A 21,929-nucleotide genomic window follows, 5' to 3' on the forward strand; every position below is an offset into this window, starting at 1 on the left:
TTTAACCATGCTCAAAAAAACAATTACTATCGCGATGGCGTTCGTCGGAATTGTTATCGGCGCCGGCTTCGCCACCGGCCAAGAGGTACTCCAGTACTTCGTGTCCTTCGGAATGATGGGCATTTTTGGCGCGGCGCTATCGGCAGTGATTATGACCGTTACCGGTATGGCATCTATCCAGCTGGGGTCGTACTTCCTAGCTAACGATCACGGCTCGGTGTTGCGTCGAATCTCGCACCCTATTGTGGCGCGTATTCTCGACGTCGCTGTTTTGACCACCCTATTTGCTACGGGCGTGGTTATGCTCGCAGGTTCTGGTTCGAACCTCAACCAGCAGTTCGGTTGGCCGGCGTGGGCGGGCTCATTGCTCATGCTGGTGCTCGTGATGGTCGCGGGGCTTCTCGACGTAGACAAGCTCACTGCTGTTATCGGATCGATTACACCGCTTATCATTATCTTTGTCATCGTCGCGATTGTGTACGCTTTGAGCACCAGCAGCGCTGACATCGATACTCTTAACCAAGCTGCGGCAACGATTAACTCCGCGACCCCACACTGGGCGCTAGCATCTCTTAACTACGTTGGTTTGGCTCTTATGATGGGTGTCTCTATGGCGATCATCATCGGTGGCAACAATGTTGACCCTCGTGCCGCTGGCCTAGGCGGACTTACCGGTGGCGTGATCTACGGTGTGATGCTGACCTTCACCGCGTTAGCTCTTTACCGAGTTGCCGACAAGGTAGCTGCTGACGATGTGCCTATGCTGACCATCATTAACGAGATCCACCCAATTTTGGGCACCGTGATGTCGCTCGTTATCGTGGGCATGATTTTTAACACGGCGTTGGGCATGTTTTACGCCTTTGCTAAGCGTGCTACTTCCTCACGGAGGGCGCTGTTTTACCCTGTATATTTGATCGCTTCTGCGTTGGGCTTTGCGGCGTCATTCCTCGGCTTTAAAAAGCTGGTGGGCGTGGTTTACCCGGCACTGGGTTACCTCGGTATTTTGCTTGTTGTTGTGGTTGCTGTGGCATGGTTGCGTGGCTTTGCCAAGATTCGTGACGAGCGTGCTCGCCGCGACAAAATCCATAACCTCATCAAGCGTAAACTGGATCCTACGAAGCGTTTTAGCTCGAAACAGCAGCGTCAGCTTGATCGTTTGACGCGTGAATCTAACCTCAAGCCAAGTGAGCTGAAAGAAACGATCCGTGAGGAAGTCGTGGAAGAACTTGCAGGTGCTGCAGATGGTGATGATGTCGACGCAGTAATCGATGAGGCTGCCGGTATCACCACAACCTACGAGCCGATCGAGTTTGAAGATACGACCGTCAGCGTGGAAGATACTTCGCTTGGTCTGCCATCGCATGCGCGTCCTATGTCGGAGCTCGAAGACCTCACTACTTTTGAAGAAGACATAGCTGAGGAGGCTGCTACTAACACACCAGCTGATAAACCGGCGGCGAAGCAGTAAAAACTTTTTCACACCGACGCCCCCATCTCCCGCGAGTGCCCGCTGAGGCAGTAGCAGGGAGGAGAGGGCGTCGTTTTGCTTATCTCTACAGTGTGAGAAACTGGAGAGTATGACTGACCAGCCCATTATTGACTACCGCTTCCTAGAGCCCCTGCCGCGTGGCATTATTTTGGCGGCGACTCCGCTAGGAAATATTGGTGATGCCTCGCCACGCTTGGCTCAAGCATTAGCTCAAGCGCATGTGGTCGCAGCTGAGGACACTCGACGCACGCGTGCTCTCGCTCAGGCGTTGGGCGTGGAAATTACAGGTCAGGTGCTCAGCAACTTTGATCACAATGAGCAAGGTCGTGCGCAGCAACTTGTCGAGATGGCACGAACACACACCGTTGTTGTAGTGACTGATGCCGGTATGCCTATCGTGTCGGATCCTGGATTCCCGTTGGTGGAAGCAGCACATAAGGCAGGTGTTCCAGTGACATGTTTCCCCGGACCTTCTGCGGTGCCGACCGCTTTGGCGTTGTCGGGGCTTCATGTAGGAAAATTCGCCTTTGATGGATTCGCGCCTCGTAAGCAGGGGCAGCGGCGTGCTTGGTTGGAATCTTTGCAACAAGAGCAACGTGCGGTGTGCTTTTTTGAATCGCCTCATCGGATTGCGGCAACGCTTGCCGACGCCGCCGAGGTGCTCGGTGCGAAGCGTCGTGCGGCCGTAGCGCGTGAGCTCACAAAAACCTTTGAGGAGGTTCGCCGCGGTGGGCTAGGAGAGCTTGCCGAGTGGGCGGCAATGGGAATAAAGGGGGAGATTAGCGTTGTGATCGAGGGAGTACAACATGTGCAGCATGAAGATGTACACTCCTTGGTTACAGTAGTGGAAGAGCGTGTTTTGGCAGGTGAAAGGCTAAAATCTGCGTGTGGTGAAGTTGCTGCCCACTATGGGGTGAGCAAGAAACAACTGTATGATGCCGTCCTCGAATCACGTGCTGAGTAGGAAATAAATTAAGGTATATAACCATGAATAACCGTGTTCTCGTTTCTGTTGCTTGGCCTTATGCCAACGGTCCGCGCCATATCGGCCATGTGGCGGGCTTTGGTGTTCCTTCTGATGTGTTCGCTCGCTACCAGCGAATGTCGGGCGCAGAGGTGCTGATGGTTTCAGGCACGGACGAGCACGGCACTCCATTGTTGGTACAGGCAGATAAAGAAGGCGTTTCAGTCAAGGAGCTTGCTGACCGCTACAACCGGCAGATCGTTGAAGACCTCGCTGGTCTAGGGTTGTCCTACGATCTGTTCACCCGTACCACCACTCGTAATCACTACGCTGTCGTGCAGGACTTGTTCAAGGGCTTGTATGAAAACGGCTACATGATCAAAGAGACAACGATGGGTGCAGTTTCGCCATCAACAGGTAGGACGTTGCCGGACCGCTACATTGAAGGAACCTGTCCTATTTGTGGGGCTTCAGGAGCTCGTGGCGATCAGTGCGATAACTGTGGTAACCAGCTTGATCCAGCGGATTTGATCAATCCTGTATCGAAGATCAACGGTGAAACACCAAAGTTCATTGAAACGGAGCATTTCCTTCTCGATCTTCCTGCTCTTGCGGATGCACTGGCTGCGTGGTTGAAGGATCGCAAAGACTGGCGCCCCAACGTTTTGAAGTTCTCGCTGAATCTGCTGGAGGACCTGCGTCCTCGTGCTATGAGCCGTGACATCGACTGGGGTATTCCGATTCCTGTCGAGGGCTGGCAGGACAACGGAGCAAAGAAACTCTACGTGTGGTTTGACGCAGTGGTGGGTTACCTATCTGCTTCCATTGAGTGGGCTTATCGCACTGGCGATCCTGAGGCATGGAAGAAGTGGTGGAACGATCCGGAGTCCTCTGGTTACTACTTCATGGGCAAGGACAACATCACGTTCCACTCCCAAATTTGGCCTGCTGAGCTCTTGGGCTACCAAGGCAAGGGAGCTAAAGGTGGTTCGGTCCACAGCTTGGGTGAGCTGAACCTTCCCACAGAGGTTGTGTCTTCGGAGTTCCTGACGATGTCGGGCTCGAAATTCTCCTCATCCAAGGGCATTGTCATTTACGTCAAGGACTTCCTCAAGGAATTCGGCGCTGATCCGCTGCGTTACTTCATCGCCGTTGCGGGACCGGAAAACAACGACACGGACTTCACGTGGGATGAGTTTGTCCGCCGCGTGAACAACGAGCTTGCTAACGGTTGGGGCAACCTGGTTAACCGTACGGTTTCGATGGCGTATAAGAACTTCGGTGAGGTTCCAACACCTGGTGAGCTGACGGAATCAGATAAGAAGATTCTCGCTCAGGCCGAGGAAGCCTTTGGTGTTGTTGGTGAGGCGCTGGCACATTCTCGCTTTAAGCAGGGCATTACGCACGCTATGCATATTGTTGGCGAAGCGAATGCTTACATTGCGGAGCAAGAGCCATGGAAGCTTGCTAAGGATGAGTCGCAGCGTGAGCGTTTGGCTACAGTGCTGTGGACTGCTTTGCAGGTTGTGTCTGACTGCAACGTGCTTCTTACCCCGTACTTGCCTCACATTGCCCAGCAGGTGCATGAGACGCTAGGACGCGATGGTGTGTGGGCTGCTAAGCCGCAGATCGTTGAGGTTACTGACGACATGCCCGTTGAACCTATTGGCGTGGGTATTCCAGAGGCTGGTCAGACCTACCCTGTGATTATGGGTGACTACGTAGCACAGCAGGCACGGTGGGCGCGTATCGACGTTCAACCTAGTACTGCACTATCGAAGCCGAAGCCGCTCATTGCCAAGTTGGATCCAGAGCTTGGAGAAACCGGCCCTGAGTGGGCTCCAGTTAATCCGTAGTTCTTTTCTATACTGGCTAGCATGTCAAAAAAGAAGCCTCGTCCGATTCCTGTTCCAGCCGATACCATTCCAGGGCTTATCGACGCCCACACACACATCGCCTCGTGTGGTGCAACGGAACAGGATGAAGTAGATGCTTTCGTGCAACGAGCTCTTGCTGCCGGTGTTGAGCGAATCTGTACCGTAGGCGACGGTCTGGCGGAGGCTGAATTTGCGCTTCAAGCAGCGCAGATGAATTCTCGTGTGTTTGCGGCATGCGCTATCCATCCAACACGCGCTCGTGAGCTTGATCAAGCAGCCCGTAACCGGTTGACTGAGATGGCCCATGATCCGCGCTGTGTTGCAATTGGAGAAACCGGTATTGATACCTACTGGATTACTCACGACCCCGACAACACCGCTGATCTTGAAACTCAAGAAGAAGCTTTGCGATGGCACATTGATCTAGCCGTTGCCACTGGTAAAGCCTTGATGATTCACAATCGTGAGGGCGATGACCACCTCATGCGTATTCTTGAGGATTCGCCTCAGCCGCCAGAAACTATCCTGCACTGTTTTTCCTCACCGATTGATGTGGCGAAGCAAGCCCTTGATCGTGGATATGTGTTGAGTTTTGCTGGCAACGTGACTTTCAAACGTAACGAGGAGCTACGTGAGGCTGCGCGGATAGCTCCTATTTCACAGTTGCTGATTGAAACTGACGCTCCTTACATGACTCCCGAGCCTTTTCGAGGTGCACGCAATGAGTCGGCATTGATTGGGCATACAGCGTTGTGCGTTGCTTCCTCCCGTGGGGAATCGGTGGCTGACTGCGTTGCGGGAATATCTGCGACATTTGATCGTGTGTATGGTGTGGGCACCTCATTTGGGGCCTGAGTTAACAGCTGTGATTGGTGTGTTGAGCTCGAAGAGAAGGGCTCGACAATGCTGTGCTGTTATCGTATTGTTATTTTTTATTAACTCCTCAGCTTCGGAAGTATCCGATGCTTGCTATGTCGTCTAAAGCAAAGAGATTTCAACGTGGGCAACCGTCAAAAAGCCAAAATTAACAAGGGTGCGTCTTCTCGTGCCGTACCAATGCGTATTGTGGCAGGCGGTGTCATCGCTAGTTTGGCTGTTGGCGGCGTGACAGCACAGCAATTGAAAAAAGACATCACGGTGGATCTTAACGGCGAGCATATCAGCTTGGCGACGTTCTCCCGTGACGTTGACGGCGTGCTCAAGCAAGCAGGCGTCAACGTTGGCGAAAAGGATTTGGTCTATCCTGCTCCTAGTGAGACAGTAGCGGATAACGACACAGTGACTGTTCGTACGTCCAAGCAGGTTTCCGTGGTCATTGACGGCGTTAAAAAGGACGTGACCACTAACGCCATTACGGTCGAAGAACTATTTAGCCAACTCAATGACGTTCCAGCAGCGTTAAGCTCGGCAAGTCTCAATGTAGAAAAAGGCGCGCGAATTCCTGCCGAAGGTATGTCGTTGGACGTTGTGACGCCGAAGATTATTTCCCTGACCACAGGGGATAAAACAGTATTTACTCAGATCGCTGCTGCAACCGTAGCGGATGTGCTCAAAGAGCGCGGCATTGATGTGGATACAGACGACGTCGTTATGCCTGCCTTGGATACCGCGGTGTCGAAAGACATGAACATCAAGGTGGACAAGGTTGACTCCCGTGAGGAGAAAATTACCGAGAAGTTCGATGAGCCAGCAACCTACATTGATGATGCTGAACAGCTAGAAGGGGAGGAAACCCTCGTTACCCCTGGCACACAGGGTGAGCGCACTGTTACTCGCAGGATCGTCACTGTCAATGGTGCTGAAACGGCCAACGAAGTAGTTAATGAGGAAATAATTACTCCTGGTGTTGCTGCAACGATTAAGCGCGGCACCAAAAAGCCCACCACTGCGTCGGCAGCTGCAGTAGCAAGTGGTTCTGTTTGGGATCAGATCGCACAATGTGAATCGGGCGGTAACTGGTCGATCAACACCGGCAACGGCTTTACCGGTGGCCTACAATTCGTTGATTCAACGTGGCTCGGCCTAGGCGGTGGCGTGTATGCACCACAAGCGTACTTGGCTACCCGCGAGCAGCAGATCGCCATCGCAGAAAAAGTGCTGGCAGCACAGGGCTGGGGTGCTTGGCCGGCATGTACAGCAAAGCTCGGATTGCGCTAGTTTCGCCCTCAACTACTGTCCCCATGCTTGCGCAGGGTAGATTTATTTCTCATGGAAGATCAGGCATCTGCGCAGTTATTGGGACCGGTGGAAATTCGTCAGTTGGCGGAAAAGCTCGACGTTACTCCCACCAAAAAACTGGGACAAAACTTTGTCCACGATCCAAACACGGTCAGAATGATCGTTTCTGCAGCCGACCTTAACTCCGATGATCATGTCATCGAAGTGGGGCCAGGCCTTGGATCCTTAACTCTTGCCTTGCTCGATACGGCTCAAAAAGTCACCGCGGTCGAAATTGATCCCCGCCTTGCACAGCAGCTACCACTGACTGTCGCAGAACGCGCCGGCCAGTTTGCTGACCGACTCAATCTGATCCACAAAGACGCCCTTACTGTTGCGCCGGATGACATCGATCACCCGACAGCCCTAGTGGCAAACCTGCCCTATAACGTGTCGGTGCCGGTGCTGCTTCACCTATTGCAGATTTTCCCTACCATTCGCCGCGTGCTGGTGATGGTGCAAGCGGAAGTGGCAGATCGTCTTGCCGCAGACCCCGGCAACAAGGTTTATGGCGTTCCGAGCGTAAAAGCCTCCTTCTACGGAAACGTCCGTCGCGCTGGTTCCATCGGAAAGAACGTCTTTTGGCCAGCACCCAAGATCGAATCCGGCCTAGTTCGCATCGATGTCTTTGATCCTGAACACCAACCGTGGCCAGTGACCGATGACATGCGTAAAGCTGTGTTCCCGCTGATCGACTCAGCCTTTGCACAACGACGCAAGACTCTTCGTGCAGCACTCAGCGGGCACTTTGGCTCAGGGCAGGCTGCAGAGGAAGCGCTGCGCGCCGCGGGAATCGACCCCATCCTCCGTGGGGAAAAACTCGATATTGCTGACTTCGTTCGTCTTGCCCGCGTCACCGCCGCCCAGGAGCAGGCATGACAAGTTACGCCATCACAGCGGTCGCCTCGTCAAAAGTCAACCTTCATCTTGGAGTCGGCAACGCGCGTGACGACGGCTACCACGAACTCGTCACCGTATTTCAATCACTGAGCCTGCACGACACCATCACGGTGACACCAGCCGCAGATGATATGCACGATGCCGAGGACCAAGGAATCGTCGCAACGCTGAGCGTGAGCGGCGACAGTGCCCAAGCCGTGCCTACCGACGCCACCAACCTCGCATGGCAGGCAGCCGAGAAAATGTATCAGGCACATCGTCGCAATGGTGGAGCCCCCGCCAAGCGCGTGCACATCGCCATCGACAAAGGGATTCCGGTCGCAGGCGGAATGGCCGGTGGATCGGCCGATGCCGCTGCCACGTTAGCAGCCATGGCACAGTACTTGGGCAACACCGTCACCGAGCAAGAAATCTTGAGCATTGCAGCTCAGCTGGGCTCCGACGTGCCCTTTACCTACCTCGGTGATACTCGGCTAGGAACAGGCCGCGGTGAACAACTCGTCCCAGTCTTATCGCGGGGAACCTACCATTGGGCACTGGCGTTTTCTGCGCAAGGCCTATCTACACCCGAGGTATTCCGCAAAATCGATCAGATGGACCGCCAACCGCATCTCGATGTCACCGCGCTGAACGCAGCGCTGCTTACGGGAGATCCCCATAAAGTAGCAGCGCATTTGCACAATGATCTCCAAGCAGCGGCGCTTTCACTACGCCCCGAATTACGCACCATCCTAGAACAAGGTCGTGCCGCTGGAGCACTGGCCGGAATCGTATCGGGATCCGGACCCACCTGTGCCTTCCTTTGCGAAGATGCCGAAACTGCCCAAGCAGTAGCCGCGGAATTAAGCGTGCACTACCGAACCGCTGTCGCTACCGGACCTGTCCGCGGCGCCCATGTGAAAGGACACTAGTGGCCAACCTCATCAACCTAGAAAACGTCTCCAAGTCTTTCGGCCTGACAACGCTTCTCGACTCGGTGAGCTTAGGTGTTCAAACCGGCGACCGCATCGGCGTAGTAGGCCTCAATGGCGGCGGAAAAACCACACTGCTAGAAATCCTCACGGGGATTGAACCACCAGACTCAGGGCGCGTAAGCCACAACACCGACCTACGCATGGCCGTGGTGACCCAACGCGCAGAACTCAACCCAGCCGACAGCGTGGCCGACGTTGTCCTGTCTCCACTGGGGCTGGAAACTTTCGAATGGGCTTCCAATGCAAAAGTTCGCGAAGTACTCGGCGGCCTCGGGATTGTCGACCTCGGGCTCGATACCGAAGTGGGGTCACTGTCTGGTGGAGAACGTCGCCGCGTTAACCTCGCCGCAGCGTTAGTCAAAGACCTTGACCTCATCGTGCTCGACGAGCCCACCAATCACCTCGACGTTGAAGGTGTACAGTGGCTTGCCGACCACCTGCTTTCCCGCAAACTCGCCATCGTCGTTGTCACCCACGACCGCTGGTTCCTCGACACCATTGCCACCCAAACATGGGAAGTTCACGACGGAACTGTCGACGCCTACGAAGGCGGCTACAACGACTGGACCTTCGCACGCGCAGAACGCGCACGCCAAGCAGACGCCGTCGAACAGCGCCGCCAAAACCTCGCCCGCAAAGAACTAGCATGGCTGCGTCGAGGTGCACCTGCACGAACCTCAAAGCCGCGCTACCGGATTGAAGCCGCAGAAGCACTAATTGCGGATGTGCCAGAACCACGCAACAAAATCGAACTGATGGCCTTTGCTAAACAGCGCCAAGGAAAAGTCGTCGTCGAGCTAGAAGACGCCACCATCGCCACCCCAGACGGACGCACATTGGTAGACAACCTCACGTGGCGCCTCGCGCCGGGTGAGCGCATCGGCCTAGTGGGAGTTAACGGCTCCGGAAAGACCACGTTGCTGCGTACGATCGTAGGCGACCATGCGCTTACTGCGGGCAAGCGAATCGAAGGCCGAACTGTGCGCTTGGGATGGCTGCGTCAAGAGCTTGACGACCTCGACCCCACCATGCGTGTTCTCGATGCGGTAGAAGATGTCGCTTCCTACATCACACTAGGAAAGAAAGAAATTTCTGCTTCACAGCTCGCCGAACGCCTCGGTTTTTCGGCAAAACGCCAACGCACTCCCGTGGGGGATCTCTCCGGTGGTGAGCGTCGTCGCCTCCAGCTCACGAGGGTTCTTATGAGCGAGCCGAACCTTTTGCTTCTCGACGAACCCACGAACGACCTTGACATCGACACCCTTCAGGAGCTCGAGTCGCTTCTCGACGGATGGGCCGGAACACTCATCGTGATCTCCCACGATCGCTACTTGATCGAAAGAATCGCAGATTCTACGTGGGCGCTTTTCGGCGATGGGCAACTAACAAACCTGCCAGGCGGAATCGACGAGTACCTCAAACGTCGTGAAGCACTGGCTGCCCAGAACCAATCTGGAGTAGTCAACCTTGGCGGCAACAATGAGGCAGCAAGCGCACCAGTGCCGGAGAAAAAGCTGAGCTCGCAGGAACAACGCGAGATTACCAAACAGATGAACGCCCTAGAACGCAAGATGGGCAAACTCGATCCCAAGATTGCCAAAATCAACGAGGAAATGGCGGCGGCTGCGCAACGCGTCGACACCGCTGAGCTCACACGACTCGATGCCGAGCTCAACGAGCTGACCGCACAACGCGAAGAGCTCGAAATGGAATGGATGGACCTAGGCGAACGCCTCGAATCCTAGAAGTGTAGAGTGGGGCGCATGATTTTGATCAACGTGAAATACCAAGTGCGCCCCGAATACGTCGATACCTTTCTTGATGAGGTGAAGTGGTTTACCGACGCTTGCCGCGCCGAAGAAGGCAACCTCTTTTTCGACTGGTTTAAAAACCCTGAAAAAGACAACGAATTTATCCTGGTTGAAGGCTTCAAAGACGGCAGCGATGTAGCACACGTACAGTCCGAGGCGTTCCAGCGTGCCTGCGAAGAAATTCCTCGCTACCTCCTAGAAACACCAAAGATTATTAACGTCTCCATCCCCGGCAAGTCCGAATGGGACACCATGGCTGAATTTGTTGTTGAGTAAAAAAACTTTTTCGGGGTCGCTGTAATGGCGGCCCTTTTTTACGCACAAACAGTAGTGAAGAGCGAAAATTTCGCCTTTCGAATTCACTCACGTTAGGAGAACACCATGATCAAAACAATCGCTCTCGCAGCCATCGGTGCCACCGCTGTTGCCGGAACTGCTGGCGGCGCATGGATATACCACAACTCCAACCAAATCTCCTCGACGTCACAGGTTGCACAAGTCCACATCGACGGCATGCTCAAGCCCAACAATGAGATCATGATTAGCTCGCCGTGCGCTCCCACCGACACTCATGCCAAGCTCACAACCAGCTTCGGTGCCACCGCCGACCTAACCCCAGCAGCTGATAGGGGAGAGCTCATTGGTTTTGTTACCGCCCCCAACAACATTGGCCCTGGGCCTGCTGACGGCTACCACACCGTAACTGTTACCTGCGACTCCGGACTTACCGGTACCGCCACCTTCCCATCCGCGGGAAACGGCGGCCAGTAACCTTCAACCAATAGAAAGTACCCAGTGGCACGACGCAACCCTCACGACCCGCGCGAGCACTTCCGCACCTGTTACGTAGCCAACTATCCCAAGATCTTGGCGTACGTTCGTCGACGCAGCGACACCGCAACCAGCGAAGACCTCACAGCGGAAGTATTCGCCCGTGCGTGGCGACATTGGGAAACACACACCGGCGACGACCTGCCATGGCTCTACGGCATCGCCCGCAACGTACTCCTCGAGCACTATCGCGCCCGCGACCATCAGACCAGCATCATCCAGGCCAGTGCTCAACAAGTAACCGATCGCACTCCCGACCTCACCGAAGCAGTCGACACCAGCTTAAGTATCCATGCGGCCTTGCAACGCCTAAATGAATCCGATCGAGAAATCCTCCTCCTACACGCATGGGAAGGCCTCGACCCCGCAGAAATCGCCCAAGTTCTTGACATCAGCGCGAACAACGCGCGCGTCAAATTACATCGTGCTCGCACACATCTCGATCAGATTTTGTCCTCATCCACCACCGCTTCAGTGACCACACTTTCCCCACGGAGGGGGTAACAATCATCATGTCCTCTCACCATCACCACTCTTCCGATCGCACACTCGATGCCCTCCGCGCGATCAATCCCGTCGCCGACGACACCCTCTCCCGTGAGGAAACGATGCGTCGCGACGCCTCCTTGGCAGCGATCCTCGATCAAGACACAGTGACCCCACTGCGACGTCGTCGCGTATCCGCCCCTACGCAGTGGGCTGCTATCGCGGCATCCGTGGCTTTACTTGCAGGCGGCGGATTAATTCTTCCCAACGTGCTCGACACCAACCCGGCCGTCGCAACAGCCGAGGAAGTACTGACAACTACTGCCGATCGTGCAGGGCATAAAGCCCAAGCTAGTGACATCGCAGCTACCACCTCCGACTTCTTGCGACGAAGTGATACCGATAGCACTGGCAAAGTCACCGTGGCCTATGAAGTCCGCGATGGGGCAGTAACGCACAGTGTGGATACTGATGGCGAACTTTCCCCCGAGCTCGCACAGCGAGCACAGACTCCAGAACCGAAAATTTCCCCCGCCCAGCTCAATGCCGCAACGGATATGGCGGCCTTTATCCGCGACCATGCGGCGTCGATAGGCGAAGGCTCGGAGGCGAAAACTGCCCTCCACCTCCTCTTAGTCCCAGGTGCAAGCCCCGCTGCACAAAAACAGCTCTACGCCTTCCTAGCACAACTGCCAGGAAACGAGCTGGCGCATGCACAACAGGCGCAGAACAACGGTGACGATGAGATCGTGTCAGTAATTCGTAACAACGACCAGCTCAGCTTTGACATTCTGCCAGCAACTGGGCAACTTGTACGCGTAGTGGGGCTTATCCCCGGTGTTACTACCAGTATTGACACAGCAGGCATTGTCGATTGCGTGCGTTTGAATGGCACCCAAGGGCCAGAGTTTTTATCTCTTGCATGTGGGGATAACAATCACGTTATTTCTGATCTTACGTGGGGAAAATGGGGCGATGAAGCAGCGCATGCCCACGGCAAAGCATGGCTTAATGCTTGCGACCCGAACTGTGCCCAAGGACAGTGGAAGACCTATCCGGTGAAGGTGACGGCCACGAACAAACGCACGTGCGGCTACAACCTTGAGGTGTACACGAAAATCGATGTGGAATATGACTCAGACGAACAAGCACCGGCTGGAATACCCCTAAAGGAGACATACGAGCCGGTTTGTGTGCCTTAATGCCCCCAGGCGGTAGGTGCGGTCGGTAGGGTTAGTGAATATGAGTGCACAAGGGAAGAAAGTCGCAGAATCGACAAAGAGCACACGTCCAGCCAAGCTCGACAAGCAAGCCTATGAAGCAGAGCTAAAGCGCTTGCAGGCGGAGCTAGTCGATATGCAGCAGTGGGTTGTAGAAACAGGCGCCCGCGTGGTCATTATCATGGAAGGCCGCGACGCTGCAGGGAAAGGCTCTGCGATTAAGCGAATTACGCAGTACCTCAACCCAAGAACATGCCGCATCGAAGCACTGCCTGCACCTAATTCACGGGAACAAGGTCAGTGGTACTTCCAGAGGTACGTCGAAAAGCTGCCCACCGCAGGTGAGATCGTGATCTTCGACCGTTCGTGGTACAACCGTGCCGGTGTCGAACGCGTGATGGGCTTTTGTACCTCGCAAGAGTATCGACGTTTCCTCCACCAAGCCCCAATTTTTGAACGCCTCCTAGTCGAAGACGGCATCATACTGCGCAAATACTGGTTCTCAGTCTCCGACGAAGAACAAATTGCGCGCTTTAAGTCGCGTCGCAACGATCCGCTGCGTCGCTGGAAGCTTTCGCCCATGGACCTACAGTCGATCACTCGCTGGGAAGATTATTCTCGCGCCAAAGACGAGATGTTTGTGCACACAGACATCCCCTCAGCACCGTGGTACACCGTGGAGTCGGAGGATAAAAAGCGTTCACGCATCAACGTCATTAGCCATTTGCTTTCGACGATCCCCTACGAGAAGATCGATCGCCCGCTACCCGACATCCCTGAACGCCCAGCCCAAGACAAAGACTACGAGCGGCCACCACGTTCTGATTTCCGCTACGTTCCCGATGTCGCTGCCACATTTGAAAAAGGCGCAGGATCTGGCAAAAAGAAAAAGACACCAAAGTCAAAGAAGAACAAAAAGTAACTCATTGCACTCCTAGCAAAAACTCCCTTGGCACTCATGCGATCAACAGAGACCGAGGGAGTTTTTTCATAGTGGTTTAGCGCGTAGTTTCCCCACGGGGGTGTTGGATACGCAGCCACACAAAAAATCCCCACAGCACAAACGCACCGTAGACCATGTACAGCACTGCGGAAGGATAGTAGCCGGCCATGAGAAGGAGGGGGACTCCCACGATGTCGACACCGATCCAGATGAGCCAGAATTCAGTCCAGCCGCGTGCCATTCCGTAGGTAGCCAGCATGGAGCCGGTGAAGATCCAGGCGTCAGCCCAGGGGCCCCATGAGCCGAGTGTTTGGAAGATCCAAGCGAATACGAGGGTGCCTATGATTGCGAAGGCGATGAGTCCGAATCGTTCATTACGGGTTGCCCAGCGTGGCTGGACGGCGCTTAATTCTTCGGCTGGTTCGCTGACGATGGAGCGTGACGGGTCGAGGTCTTGGCATTCTTTCAGGCCCGTCTTGCGGGCCTGCGACCATTTCCACCATCCATAGGTGCTTACGACGAGGAACATGATTTGGCGACCAGCTTGGCCGTAGAGGTCGAGGTCTTGTGGGGTGTGGAAAACACCGCCGAGAAAGACTGTAAAGAGGAGGAGGTTGCCGATGATACCAACGGGCCATGCCCAAACCACTCGCTTCATTCCGCCATATGCGGATGCGAGGCCGAAGAGGTTTCCGATGATTTCTCGCCACAGGATTGGAATTCCTCCGATGTAGAGGGTGGCGTTGAGGAGTTGATTGAGAATATTCACGGTGATGGTGTCGAGGAGGTTACTTTGCTGCGGTCAGAAGGCTGTGGATTGTTGTGAGCACTGCTTCTTCATCGTTGGAACCGACGACGTGATCAGCAATGTCTTTAATATCAGGGTGTGCGTTGGACATGGCATAGGCGGTTCCGGCAGTTTGGAGCAGTTCGTAGTCGTTGAGGTAGTCGCCGAAGGCGGCGGTGTGCTCAATGGGAACTCCGAGGTTGTCTGCTAGTTGCTGGAGTGCGACGCCTTTGTTCGCGTGGGGACTCATGATGTCGATCCAATGCGCCCCAGAGATGGCGAGGGTATGGTCGCCCACGCTTTCGGCGAGAGCAGGGGCTGCTACTGTCTCAGCATCGGGGAAAGAATAGATGGCGAGTTTGATGACCTGATCGTTGACAACGCTGTGGAGGTCGTCAACCACATCAAGTTTTGCGTAGTAGCGCACGGTTTCGGTGAGGAACTCGACGTCGCCACGCGCAATGAACGCACCGTCGACACGGCAGACAACGACGCCCCAGTCGAGATCGCTGTGCGTCATGGTACGAATGACGCGGTGCGCTACCTCGGGGTCGATGGTGGTCACGGAAATGATCTCGCCCTCGTGATAGACCACGGTGCCATTTTCTGCGATCACACTTAAATCTTTTCCGGCCTGCGCAAATTGATCCAACAAAGTGTAGAGCTGGCGGCCACTTGCCGGAGCGAACACGATTCCTTGCTCGTGCATCTCGTCGAGAAGCGGCCAAAAGCGCGCCGGTATTTCGTGCTCGCTATTGAGTAAGGTGCCGTCCATATCTGTGACAATGATGCGTGGAGTCATAAGAAACCACTTTACCTACCTGCGTGGGGACTCGAGCGTTCGCCGCCTAGTGTCGGAAACCACATGCACAATAGTGGGTGATGTGGAACACTGGCGGACATGAATAACAAAACCTCAGCAGCGCCCGTACGCGCCTACGTAGAAAACTCCACAGGAGTGTTAGAACTCAACCGCCCCCAAGCACTCAACTCGCTAACCCACGAGATGGTCAACATCATCGACCAAGCGCTCGATCAATGGTGGGACGACGACGCAGTCCACCGAGTGCTCGTTTATTCCAATTCGCCCAAAGCCTTTTGTGCAGGTGGCGACGTCCGCGCAGCTCGCGAAGCAATCCAAGCTGGCCGCGGTGGGGAAGCAGACCAGTTCTTCGTCGACGAATACGACATGAATAACAACATCTCCGAGTTCCCCAAGCCCTACATTTCGCTTATCGACGGCTTCGTCATGGGCGGTGGACTCGGACTTTCTGCCCACGGATCTCACCGAGTAATTAGCGAAAAAGTCAGTGCCGCCATGCCCGAAATGGCTATCGGATTTACCCCCGATGTCGGTATGGCCTACATGTTCCAACGAATGACCAACGCAACAGGAAGCCCCTCCCACGCACTCGCCGCCTTCCTCGTGACCACCGGATGGCGTATGACAGCCGCCGACATGATCTGGTCCGGACTAGCGACGGATATAGTCCCCAGCGCTGACCACGACCTCTTCCGCGAAACTGTCTACGCAGAATCTCTCGATGAAGCACTCGAACGCTACAGCGTAGACACTGTCGGCGACAGCGAACTCGCGACACTGCTACCGCACATCGAGAAAACCTTCGGTTTTCCCACGTGGGCACAAATCAACGAAGCACTCGACACTTACCCAGACCGCGAGTTCGTCAACACCGTAACCGAGTTACTTAGCACTGCAAACCCAGAATCACTCGTCGCAGCAGTAGAACTCATGGTTGCTTCTGCACGCAGTACCACCTTGCGCGAAGAACTCGATCACGAAGTCGTACTCGGGGAATACATCCGCAGCCGACCCAACTTCGCTGAAGGAGTACGCGCAGTCCTCGTAGACAAAGACCGCAACGCCGACTTCACACCAGCAACCACTGGGGAAGTCGACGTCACGCCCGTGAGGAAACTTCTCAAGAACTAGACGATGCTGCACACCCTGCCACATGCGTCCATCGATACCTGAATAGGTGCCGATGGCGCATGCACGCGCACCCTACGATAATCCACATCATCGATAGTGATACGACGGAACGCACCATAATAGGAAAGTGCGCGTCGAATATCCCTCCCGTGGGGAACCGTCTCATGCAAGGTTGCAAACACGGCCGCATGAGACGGCGGTGGTAATCGCAGCTCAGAGGCGTCAATGAGCATAATCGCGGTACTGCCATCACTAAGAGGTACGCGGACATCAGTCCAAAAGCGAGACACAGGCTTGGCTGCATCGTAGAGCCGCTGGGAAAGAGCTGTCGCCGCATCTACCTGGCCCAACAACATGCCGAGGCCATTGTCGATGGCAAAATTCTTTACCCCTAGCGCCGCTTTCGCGCCGGGGAGATCACATACGGCCGGATCTGCCCAGGACCACTGCAGAGTTTCCCCACGGAGCGTGGCTATGAGTAATGCTCGTGCGCGCAGGGTTTGCCCTGTTGGAGTAGTAAGCGTAACCACGGAGCAGTCGTCGTTCGTTGTGGCGCGGGCGTCGGGGAATCTGCCATTGAGGAGGAGCTGGTGTTCAGCGGCGACAAAGGTAGCGTCTGCTAGCACATCAGTCAGGCGTAATTGGGGAGTTGTGGATTGCAGATCGCGGACTTTGAGTCGGGCAATATCCACGTGAGCCTGTTCGCCGTTGTCGGAGCGAACGCACAGAATGAGGCCGTCTTCTGCGACTGAATAATCATTTTGGGCGGCAAACGCGATGATGGCCCGCCGGATTTCGTCGTCAGTGAGGTTGTTGTTGCGGGCCTGTCCTAATCCCAACGTCAGGGCGTGAGCGAGGGGGAGCTGCGGAAATGACGGAGTTGCCACGATGACATCAGTGTGTCCGTCTTCAGTGGGGACCAAGTAGGCAGGCCCATTACCGTTTAATGTGCGGGCTGCGGTTAACAGCTCTTCGCTACTGTGGTGTGGACCTTCGGCTAACTCGGGGATAGCGAACGCAAATTGCTGATGCCAGTACCACTGGTCGTCGGGATCAATATGGGCTGCTACTACGGCGTCGAGGATATAGACCCCTTTGGGGGTGTTCCATCGGACTTGGTATCCCTGTGGCGTCCGGTTGAAGGCGTATTCGTAAGGATGACCAAAGTCTTTGATAAGGGCTTCATCGGTGGCAACTTGCGGGATGGTGCCGTCGATAAGCACGTGGCGTAGCGTTGTTGGTTCAGGCAGCAGCACTGCGGATGGGTCCTTTTCGTCGCGGAAACGGTTGATTAAACGTCCATCGTACGCAGTTGGTCAAAGGCTGTGGTGACTAGTTTTTTCGCTGCCTCTGGATTCGTGAAGTTATTCACGCCGTGCTGCTCAAAATAAGCCTTCAACGCGGTAGAGGCGACTGCACTAGCGATGGCCAGTTGTACTCTAAGCGTAAACGGATCAAGATCTGGGAAAATCTTTGCCACAAGCTCATTGATGTGGTGCCGATTCTCGTTCATCATAGCCAGCTCAGCTTGGGTCGCGTGGGCGTGCAGGTGTTCGCTGAGCGTAGAAATTGAATAGAGAGACACGGGGTCTGCTTCATCTTTTTCCAGGTGCTTGAGCACAACCGCTTCGGTTTTGCGATACAGCGACCAATCGTCGGGGAGCAGCGTCATGTCGTCGATGAGTGCGGTGATGCATTCGAAGGTAAAAGTAACCAGCGCTTCCTCACGGGAATTGAAGTAGTTGTGAAAGGTGCGTTGAGAAACTCCAGCGCGTTGGGCGATAGCGGATACGGTCGCAGCGTCGAGGCCTGCTTCAACGACTAAGGAAGCGGTGGCATGGGCAAGGGCTTTTTTGGTTGCGATCTTTTTTGTTTCTCTTAAGCTCGCCATAGTCATTCTTTCCGTGGGGAAACGCGGAGTTTCCGGTGTGTGGCGGCGACACCGTGATTGATGGGGCGCTATGCGCTGGGGGTGTCGTCTTGTCGTAAAGGATCATAAATCACTTAATCGGAAATCATGTTGCTTAATTGCACTCAGGTGGCATAATTCGCGTATCGACGCCCCCATGATCTTCCTATTTTCTAAGGTCAGAATAATAATATGTATGACCAAAGAAAGAATGTGAGTGTGATCACCTAGGCACTGCCGTTTGCGGGGGTGTTAAAGCTGTGATTTAAATCGCATTTATGGGTGAGATCTGTACAAATCGCACCAAGGTGTTAGTGTTGGGTGTGTTGAAGTGATCGGGAATGCCAGTGCAATTCTGGCAGCGGACCCCGCCACTGTAACCGCAAATTATGCCCATTTCTAGCCACTGCAGTCCTGCGGGAAGGGTAGAAAGACACACTTTTTACTGGGCGCGGTAGCCAGGAGACCGGCTTCAACATTTTATACGTAGAAGCCTGCGGGGATTCGGGCTCCGGAAGAAAGTGGTTGAACCATGGCTGTGTGCACTGCATTAAATGTGCAATCTTTACATACTTGTCGGACCGTGTCCTTAGGCTGCCGATAATCACAACGGTGATTTGCTCTTCGTTAGGCGTTTTCCTTTCCCACGCCTACGGATAAGTTGTGCATTTTCGCGCTAAGCGAACGAGGCTCTGCGATGATCGGAATGTGGAGATGTCAGCTCCCTGTGGCAGCTGGTCATTGCAGAATCGGGCTCTCGCCTCGTTGTTTTGCGACTTGTCAATGTTGTGATGTGGCCGTGGCAGTCCGTATTACGATATGGGGAGCAAACATCGATAATTGAACAAGAGCGTATTTTCTTCAACCGTTGTGGCAGGCGGTTAAAGAAAATACGCTCTTTCTAAAAAACACTGAAGCCTTCTTTTCGTTGTGATCCTTGTCATGACGAAAAGAAGGCTTCAGTGTTACTTACTTAATGCTGTTACAGCTCTGCAGAAGCGATACGCTCGGGCAGTACTGTTGGGCGCGCGCCCGCAACATGCTCGACGATGCGGATAACCTGGTTGGAATAGCCGAACTCGTTGTCGTACCACACGTAGAGAACCAAGTGCTTGCCGTTAGCAATGGTGGCGAGGCCGTCGACAATGCCTGCGTGCGTCGTGCCAACGAAATCGGAGGAAACAACCTCGGGCGACTGAATGTAGGAAATCTGCTGGCGCAGGTCGGAGTGTAGTGCCACCTTATCCATGAGAGTATTTACTTCCTCACGGGTGACTTCCTTTTCAAGCGTCAGGTTCAAAACAGCCATCGACACATCAGGGGTAGGGACGCGAATGGCATTGCCGGTGAGTTTTCCTTCGAGCTCCGGAAGTGCCTTGGACACTGCCTTTGCAGCACCTGTTTCCGTGAGAACCATGTTCAGGCCGGCGGCGCGACCACGACGAGCACCCTTGTGGAAGTTGTCGATCAAGTTCTGGTCATTAGTAAAGGAGTGGACGGTTTCAACGTGACCGTACTCGATACCGTAGTGATCGTTGATGACCTTCAGCGTTGGGGTAATGCCGTTGGTGGTGCAGGATGCCGCAGTGACGATGCTATCAGCATCGGTAATATCGCCGTGGTTGATGCCGTAGACGATGTTCTTCAAATCGCCCTTGCCTGGAGCAGTGAGGACAACACGCTTGACGCCCTTAGACTTCAAGTGCTGGGAAAGTCCCTCACGATCGCGCCAGCGGCCGGTGTTGTCCACCACGATGGCGTCGTTAATGCCGTATTCGGTGTAATCGACGGTGGCAGGGTCATTGGAATAAATAATCTGAATCTTGGTGCCATTTGCCCAAATGATGTTATTTTCCTCGTCGACGGTGATCGTGCCGTTAAAAGCACCATGTACCGAGTCGCGGCGCAGCAACGACGCACGCTTTTGTAGGTCTTGGTCACCGTTCTTGCGGACGACGACGGCGCGAAGGCGCACGCCACCATACGCAGCCTCGCGGGCGATCAGGATGCGGGCGAGCAAGCGGCCGATTCGGCCAAACCCATAAAGAACGACGTCTGCTGGGTTTTCGGCAGGACGCGTATCAATCACACTACTCAGCTCCTCCGTGAGAAACTGTGTAAGGTTGCCGCCCTTGCTGCGGTGTAGCTCTACCAAACGGCCCAAGTCGATAGAGGCTGGGCCAACATTAATAGAGTGAAGTGCCTCGAGTACTGGGAGAGTATCGGCAGGGGACAGTTCGGTTTCCGTGGCTAAGCGGGAGTAGCGGTGCGCCTTCACAATGTCGATATCGGTGACATTGATAAGCAAACGGCCGAAAACAGACACCACAACATTGTTGTTGTTGTGAAGCTGTGCAATCAGGGGGAGCATCTTTTGAGCGGATTCGATCTTGTCGTTCCAGTCCTGAGCCATGAGAATCGTGTGTTCCTTATGTCGGTTTTACAAAGGGGGAGTACATCGAAGCATGCGTAGGGCAGTAGTACGCGCTTACATACCCCCACAATGCTAGTGAGTTTCCATCCAAAACGTGCATTATCTCAAGAATGGGTTAATAAAATGAGGGTAGAAGTCGATTTTTCTTACCCCCGCAGCTGCGGCGGTGGCAGCTGTCGCCTTCAACGAGCTCTCAGTTATCCATTCCCCACGGAGGGGAGGTGGCTTGTAGACTCTCTTAAATGTTCTACGCCGCAAGATTCGCACTATTGGACTCCGTCAACGTCCTCCTCATCGGCGTTATTGTGGCGGTGGCCGTCATGGTTTCCCCACGGGGGAAATATCGTGGCATCGTTGGTCGCCTGATCCTCGGTGACTGGCTCGGCGTATTTGTCACGGCAATCCCGACGCTGGCGCTTTTCCATTTGGTCAAAGAGAAGGTGGAGGCACTTCTTGCTTCGCCGGTTTTGGGAATCATTTTGATCCTGACCGGCGTATTTGGCGTGATCATGACGCTGCGAGGCGGGGATAACTCCGCCTTAGTGGACAAGATCCTCGTTCCATTGAAACAGCCCAGTATCAAAACCGTCACGACTGGGTTTATGCTGGGCGCGATTCAGTCTCTGACGTCGGTTCCATTTTTTACCGGCCTTGCCTATCTTTCAGTCTCCGGTTTTTCGCCGTTGGTTAATTACGCGGCCTTATTTCTCTATGCCAGCTTGGCATTAAGCTTGCCGACGGCCGTGGCGGTGGTGATGGCGGTGGTGCGTGCGAATCCCACTTCCCCCGTGGGGAAATGGTTCACTGTGGCCCGAGCGAACTCGCAGCGCGTTTCGACGTACGCAGCTTATGCCGTCTCGATCATTTTGGTGTTGATCGGCGGACTTCACCTTTAGCACTAGGATTGCCTACACTTACTAAGTATGGGATCGAAGAAGGCTAAGAAAAAGAGCGCCGTGAAGGTGACCCATAATCCCCTCGGACTCAAGATCAAATCGACGTGCTGCCGGAACAACCCTCGCTGTATCAATTGTCCCGTGGTGTATCAGCGCTTAGAAAAATCGGGGGCATGGGCGCGTGATGATATGAATTTGCCGCGCGAACTCAAGCTCGCGCGGCGGTGGTGAAGC

The 21,929-nt window shown here is 54.5% G+C and carries 21 protein-coding genes and 1 riboswitch; of the genes, 16 read left to right on the forward strand and 5 right to left on the reverse strand.

Going from position 1 to position 21,929, the window contains the following annotated elements; all coding sequences use genetic code 11:
• Window positions 1-7: 7 nt before the first annotated feature.
• The 13 genes from AT687_RS03770 (at window position 8) to ppk2 (ending at window position 13,694) form a co-directional block, all read left to right on the forward strand.
• A complete protein-coding gene (locus AT687_RS03770) occupies window positions 8-1,471 on the forward strand; it encodes a YkvI family membrane protein (protein WP_014318846.1) in 1,464 nt (487 codons plus the stop codon).
• 109 nt (window positions 1,472-1,580) lie between these two features.
• Window positions 1,581-2,456: a 16S rRNA (cytidine(1402)-2'-O)-methyltransferase gene (rsmI, locus tag AT687_RS03775; RefSeq protein WP_014318847.1), complete on the forward strand. Its 876-nt coding sequence runs from the start codon at window positions 1,581-1,583 to the stop codon at window positions 2,454-2,456.
• 23 nt (window positions 2,457-2,479) lie between these two features.
• Window positions 2,480-4,312, forward strand: a complete 1,833-nt coding sequence (metG, locus tag AT687_RS03780; protein ID WP_014318848.1) for a methionine--tRNA ligase — start codon at window positions 2,480-2,482, stop codon at window positions 4,310-4,312.
• A 21-nt stretch (window positions 4,313-4,333) separates the two neighbouring features.
• Window positions 4,334-5,188, forward strand: coding sequence for a TatD family hydrolase (locus tag AT687_RS03785; RefSeq protein WP_014318849.1), 855 nt, complete (start codon window positions 4,334-4,336; stop codon window positions 5,186-5,188).
• Between the two features lie 144 nt (window positions 5,189-5,332).
• Window positions 5,333-6,490 (forward strand): resuscitation-promoting factor, encoded by a 1,158-nt coding sequence (locus AT687_RS03790; protein WP_014306689.1) that lies wholly within the window; start codon window positions 5,333-5,335, stop codon window positions 6,488-6,490.
• A gap of 51 nt (window positions 6,491-6,541) precedes the next feature.
• The gene (rsmA, locus tag AT687_RS03795; RefSeq protein ID WP_014309285.1) at window positions 6,542-7,429 is read left to right on the forward strand and encodes a 16S rRNA (adenine(1518)-N(6)/adenine(1519)-N(6))-dimethyltransferase RsmA; all 888 of its coding nucleotides are present in this window, start codon (window positions 6,542-6,544) and stop codon (window positions 7,427-7,429) included.
• A complete protein-coding gene (locus AT687_RS03800; RefSeq protein ID WP_014318850.1) occupies window positions 7,426-8,361 on the forward strand; it encodes a 4-(cytidine 5'-diphospho)-2-C-methyl-D-erythritol kinase in 936 nt (311 codons plus the stop codon). Before rsmA ends, AT687_RS03800 begins: the two co-directional genes overlap by 4 nt.
• Window positions 8,361-10,169 (forward strand): ABC-F family ATP-binding cassette domain-containing protein, encoded by a 1,809-nt coding sequence (locus tag AT687_RS03805; RefSeq protein ID WP_014318851.1) that lies wholly within the window; start codon window positions 8,361-8,363, stop codon window positions 10,167-10,169. Before AT687_RS03800 ends, AT687_RS03805 begins: the two co-directional genes overlap by 1 nt.
• 18 nt (window positions 10,170-10,187) lie before the next feature.
• On the forward strand, window positions 10,188-10,511 hold the full coding sequence (locus AT687_RS03810; RefSeq protein ID WP_003850774.1) for a putative quinol monooxygenase: 324 nt from the start codon (window positions 10,188-10,190) through the stop codon (window positions 10,509-10,511).
• A 105-nt stretch (window positions 10,512-10,616) separates the two neighbouring features.
• Entirely contained in the window at window positions 10,617-11,006 is a 390-nt protein-coding gene (locus tag AT687_RS03815) for a hypothetical protein (RefSeq protein WP_003850775.1), read from the forward strand.
• Between the two features lie 24 nt (window positions 11,007-11,030).
• The gene (locus AT687_RS03820) at window positions 11,031-11,570 is read left to right on the forward strand and encodes an RNA polymerase sigma factor (protein WP_014308159.1); all 540 of its coding nucleotides are present in this window, start codon (window positions 11,031-11,033) and stop codon (window positions 11,568-11,570) included.
• Between the two features lie 8 nt (window positions 11,571-11,578).
• A complete protein-coding gene (locus AT687_RS03825) occupies window positions 11,579-12,754 on the forward strand; it encodes a hypothetical protein (protein WP_014318852.1) in 1,176 nt (391 codons plus the stop codon).
• 40 nt (window positions 12,755-12,794) lie between these two features.
• Window positions 12,795-13,694 (forward strand): polyphosphate kinase 2, encoded by a 900-nt coding sequence (gene ppk2 / locus AT687_RS03830; protein ID WP_014318853.1) that lies wholly within the window; start codon window positions 12,795-12,797, stop codon window positions 13,692-13,694.
• Between the two features lie 76 nt (window positions 13,695-13,770).
• Here the strand turns inward: ppk2 and AT687_RS03835 are convergent, their stop codons facing one another.
• Both AT687_RS03835 and AT687_RS03840 read right to left on the reverse strand, forming a co-directional pair.
• The gene (locus tag AT687_RS03835) at window positions 13,771-14,484 is read right to left on the reverse strand and encodes a nicotinamide mononucleotide transporter family protein (protein WP_010934638.1); all 714 of its coding nucleotides are present in this window, start codon (window positions 14,482-14,484) and stop codon (window positions 13,771-13,773) included.
• Window positions 14,485-14,503: 19 nt separating this feature from the next.
• Window positions 14,504-15,304 (reverse strand): Cof-type HAD-IIB family hydrolase, encoded by an 801-nt coding sequence (locus AT687_RS03840; RefSeq protein WP_014318854.1) that lies wholly within the window; start codon window positions 15,302-15,304, stop codon window positions 14,504-14,506.
• Window positions 15,305-15,403: 99 nt separating this feature from the next.
• Here AT687_RS03840 and AT687_RS03845 point away from each other — a divergent pair, with 99 nt between their 5' ends.
• The gene (locus tag AT687_RS03845) at window positions 15,404-16,456 is read left to right on the forward strand and encodes an enoyl-CoA hydratase/isomerase family protein (protein ID WP_014318855.1); all 1,053 of its coding nucleotides are present in this window, start codon (window positions 15,404-15,406) and stop codon (window positions 16,454-16,456) included.
• Here AT687_RS03845 and AT687_RS03850 read toward each other — a convergent pair.
• The 3 genes from AT687_RS03850 to AT687_RS03860 form a co-directional block, all read right to left on the reverse strand.
• Window positions 16,453-17,712 (reverse strand): DUF6882 domain-containing protein, encoded by a 1,260-nt coding sequence (locus AT687_RS03850; protein WP_014308164.1) that lies wholly within the window; start codon window positions 17,710-17,712, stop codon window positions 16,453-16,455. The two genes, AT687_RS03845 and AT687_RS03850, sit on opposite strands and share 4 nt — an antisense overlap.
• Before the next feature lie 35 nt (window positions 17,713-17,747).
• The gene (locus AT687_RS03855; RefSeq protein WP_014301635.1) at window positions 17,748-18,353 is read right to left on the reverse strand and encodes a TetR/AcrR family transcriptional regulator; all 606 of its coding nucleotides are present in this window, start codon (window positions 18,351-18,353) and stop codon (window positions 17,748-17,750) included.
• Between the two features lie 324 nt (window positions 18,354-18,677).
• A riboswitch (cobalamin riboswitch) is annotated at window positions 18,678-18,854 on the forward strand.
• A gap of 493 nt (window positions 18,855-19,347) precedes the next feature.
• The gene (locus AT687_RS03860) at window positions 19,348-20,778 is read right to left on the reverse strand and encodes a glyceraldehyde-3-phosphate dehydrogenase (RefSeq protein WP_014318856.1); all 1,431 of its coding nucleotides are present in this window, start codon (window positions 20,776-20,778) and stop codon (window positions 19,348-19,350) included.
• A gap of 263 nt (window positions 20,779-21,041) precedes the next feature.
• Between AT687_RS03860 and AT687_RS03865 the strand changes: the two genes are divergently transcribed.
• Window positions 21,042-21,695: a hypothetical protein gene (locus AT687_RS03865; RefSeq protein WP_014318857.1), complete on the forward strand. Its 654-nt coding sequence runs from the start codon at window positions 21,042-21,044 to the stop codon at window positions 21,693-21,695.
• Between the two features lie 27 nt (window positions 21,696-21,722).
• Window positions 21,723-21,926, forward strand: coding sequence for a hypothetical protein (locus tag AT687_RS11835; RefSeq protein ID WP_074513136.1), 204 nt, complete (start codon window positions 21,723-21,725; stop codon window positions 21,924-21,926).
• Window positions 21,927-21,929 lie beyond the last annotated feature (3 nt).

Source organism: Corynebacterium diphtheriae, from assembly GCF_001457455.1.
GTDB lineage: Bacteria > Actinomycetota > Actinomycetes > Mycobacteriales > Mycobacteriaceae > Corynebacterium > Corynebacterium diphtheriae.

Bases quoted from the DNA above. Each gene is read 5' to 3' on its own strand.
- AT687_RS03770 (WP_014318846.1), top strand. From the start codon at position 8: ATGCTCAAAAAAACAATTACTATCGCGATGGCGTTCGTCGGAATTGTT.
- rsmI (WP_014318847.1), top strand. From the start codon at position 1,581: ATGACTGACCAGCCCATTATTGACTACCGCTTCCTAGAGCCCCTGCCG.
- metG (WP_014318848.1), top strand. From the start codon at position 2,480: ATGAATAACCGTGTTCTCGTTTCTGTTGCTTGGCCTTATGCCAACGGT.
- AT687_RS03785 (WP_014318849.1), top strand. From the start codon at position 4,334: ATGTCAAAAAAGAAGCCTCGTCCGATTCCTGTTCCAGCCGATACCATT.
- rsmA (WP_014309285.1), top strand. From the start codon at position 6,542: ATGGAAGATCAGGCATCTGCGCAGTTATTGGGACCGGTGGAAATTCGT.
- AT687_RS03800 (WP_014318850.1), top strand. From the start codon at position 7,426: ATGACAAGTTACGCCATCACAGCGGTCGCCTCGTCAAAAGTCAACCTT.
- AT687_RS03810 (WP_003850774.1), top strand. From the start codon at position 10,188: ATGATTTTGATCAACGTGAAATACCAAGTGCGCCCCGAATACGTCGAT.
- AT687_RS03815 (WP_003850775.1), top strand. From the start codon at position 10,617: ATGATCAAAACAATCGCTCTCGCAGCCATCGGTGCCACCGCTGTTGCC.
- AT687_RS03825 (WP_014318852.1), top strand. From the start codon at position 11,579: ATGTCCTCTCACCATCACCACTCTTCCGATCGCACACTCGATGCCCTC.
- ppk2 (WP_014318853.1), top strand. From the start codon at position 12,795: ATGAGTGCACAAGGGAAGAAAGTCGCAGAATCGACAAAGAGCACACGT.
- AT687_RS03840 (WP_014318854.1), bottom strand. From the start codon at position 15,304: ATGACTCCACGCATCATTGTCACAGATATGGACGGCACCTTACTCAAT.
- AT687_RS03845 (WP_014318855.1), top strand. From the start codon at position 15,404: ATGAATAACAAAACCTCAGCAGCGCCCGTACGCGCCTACGTAGAAAAC.
- AT687_RS03855 (WP_014301635.1), bottom strand. From the start codon at position 18,353: ATGACTATGGCGAGCTTAAGAGAAACAAAAAAGATCGCAACCAAAAAA.
- AT687_RS03860 (WP_014318856.1), bottom strand. From the start codon at position 20,778: ATGGCTCAGGACTGGAACGACAAGATCGAATCCGCTCAAAAGATGCTC.
- AT687_RS03865 (WP_014318857.1), top strand. From the start codon at position 21,042: ATGTTCTACGCCGCAAGATTCGCACTATTGGACTCCGTCAACGTCCTC.
- AT687_RS11835 (WP_074513136.1), top strand. From the start codon at position 21,723: ATGGGATCGAAGAAGGCTAAGAAAAAGAGCGCCGTGAAGGTGACCCAT.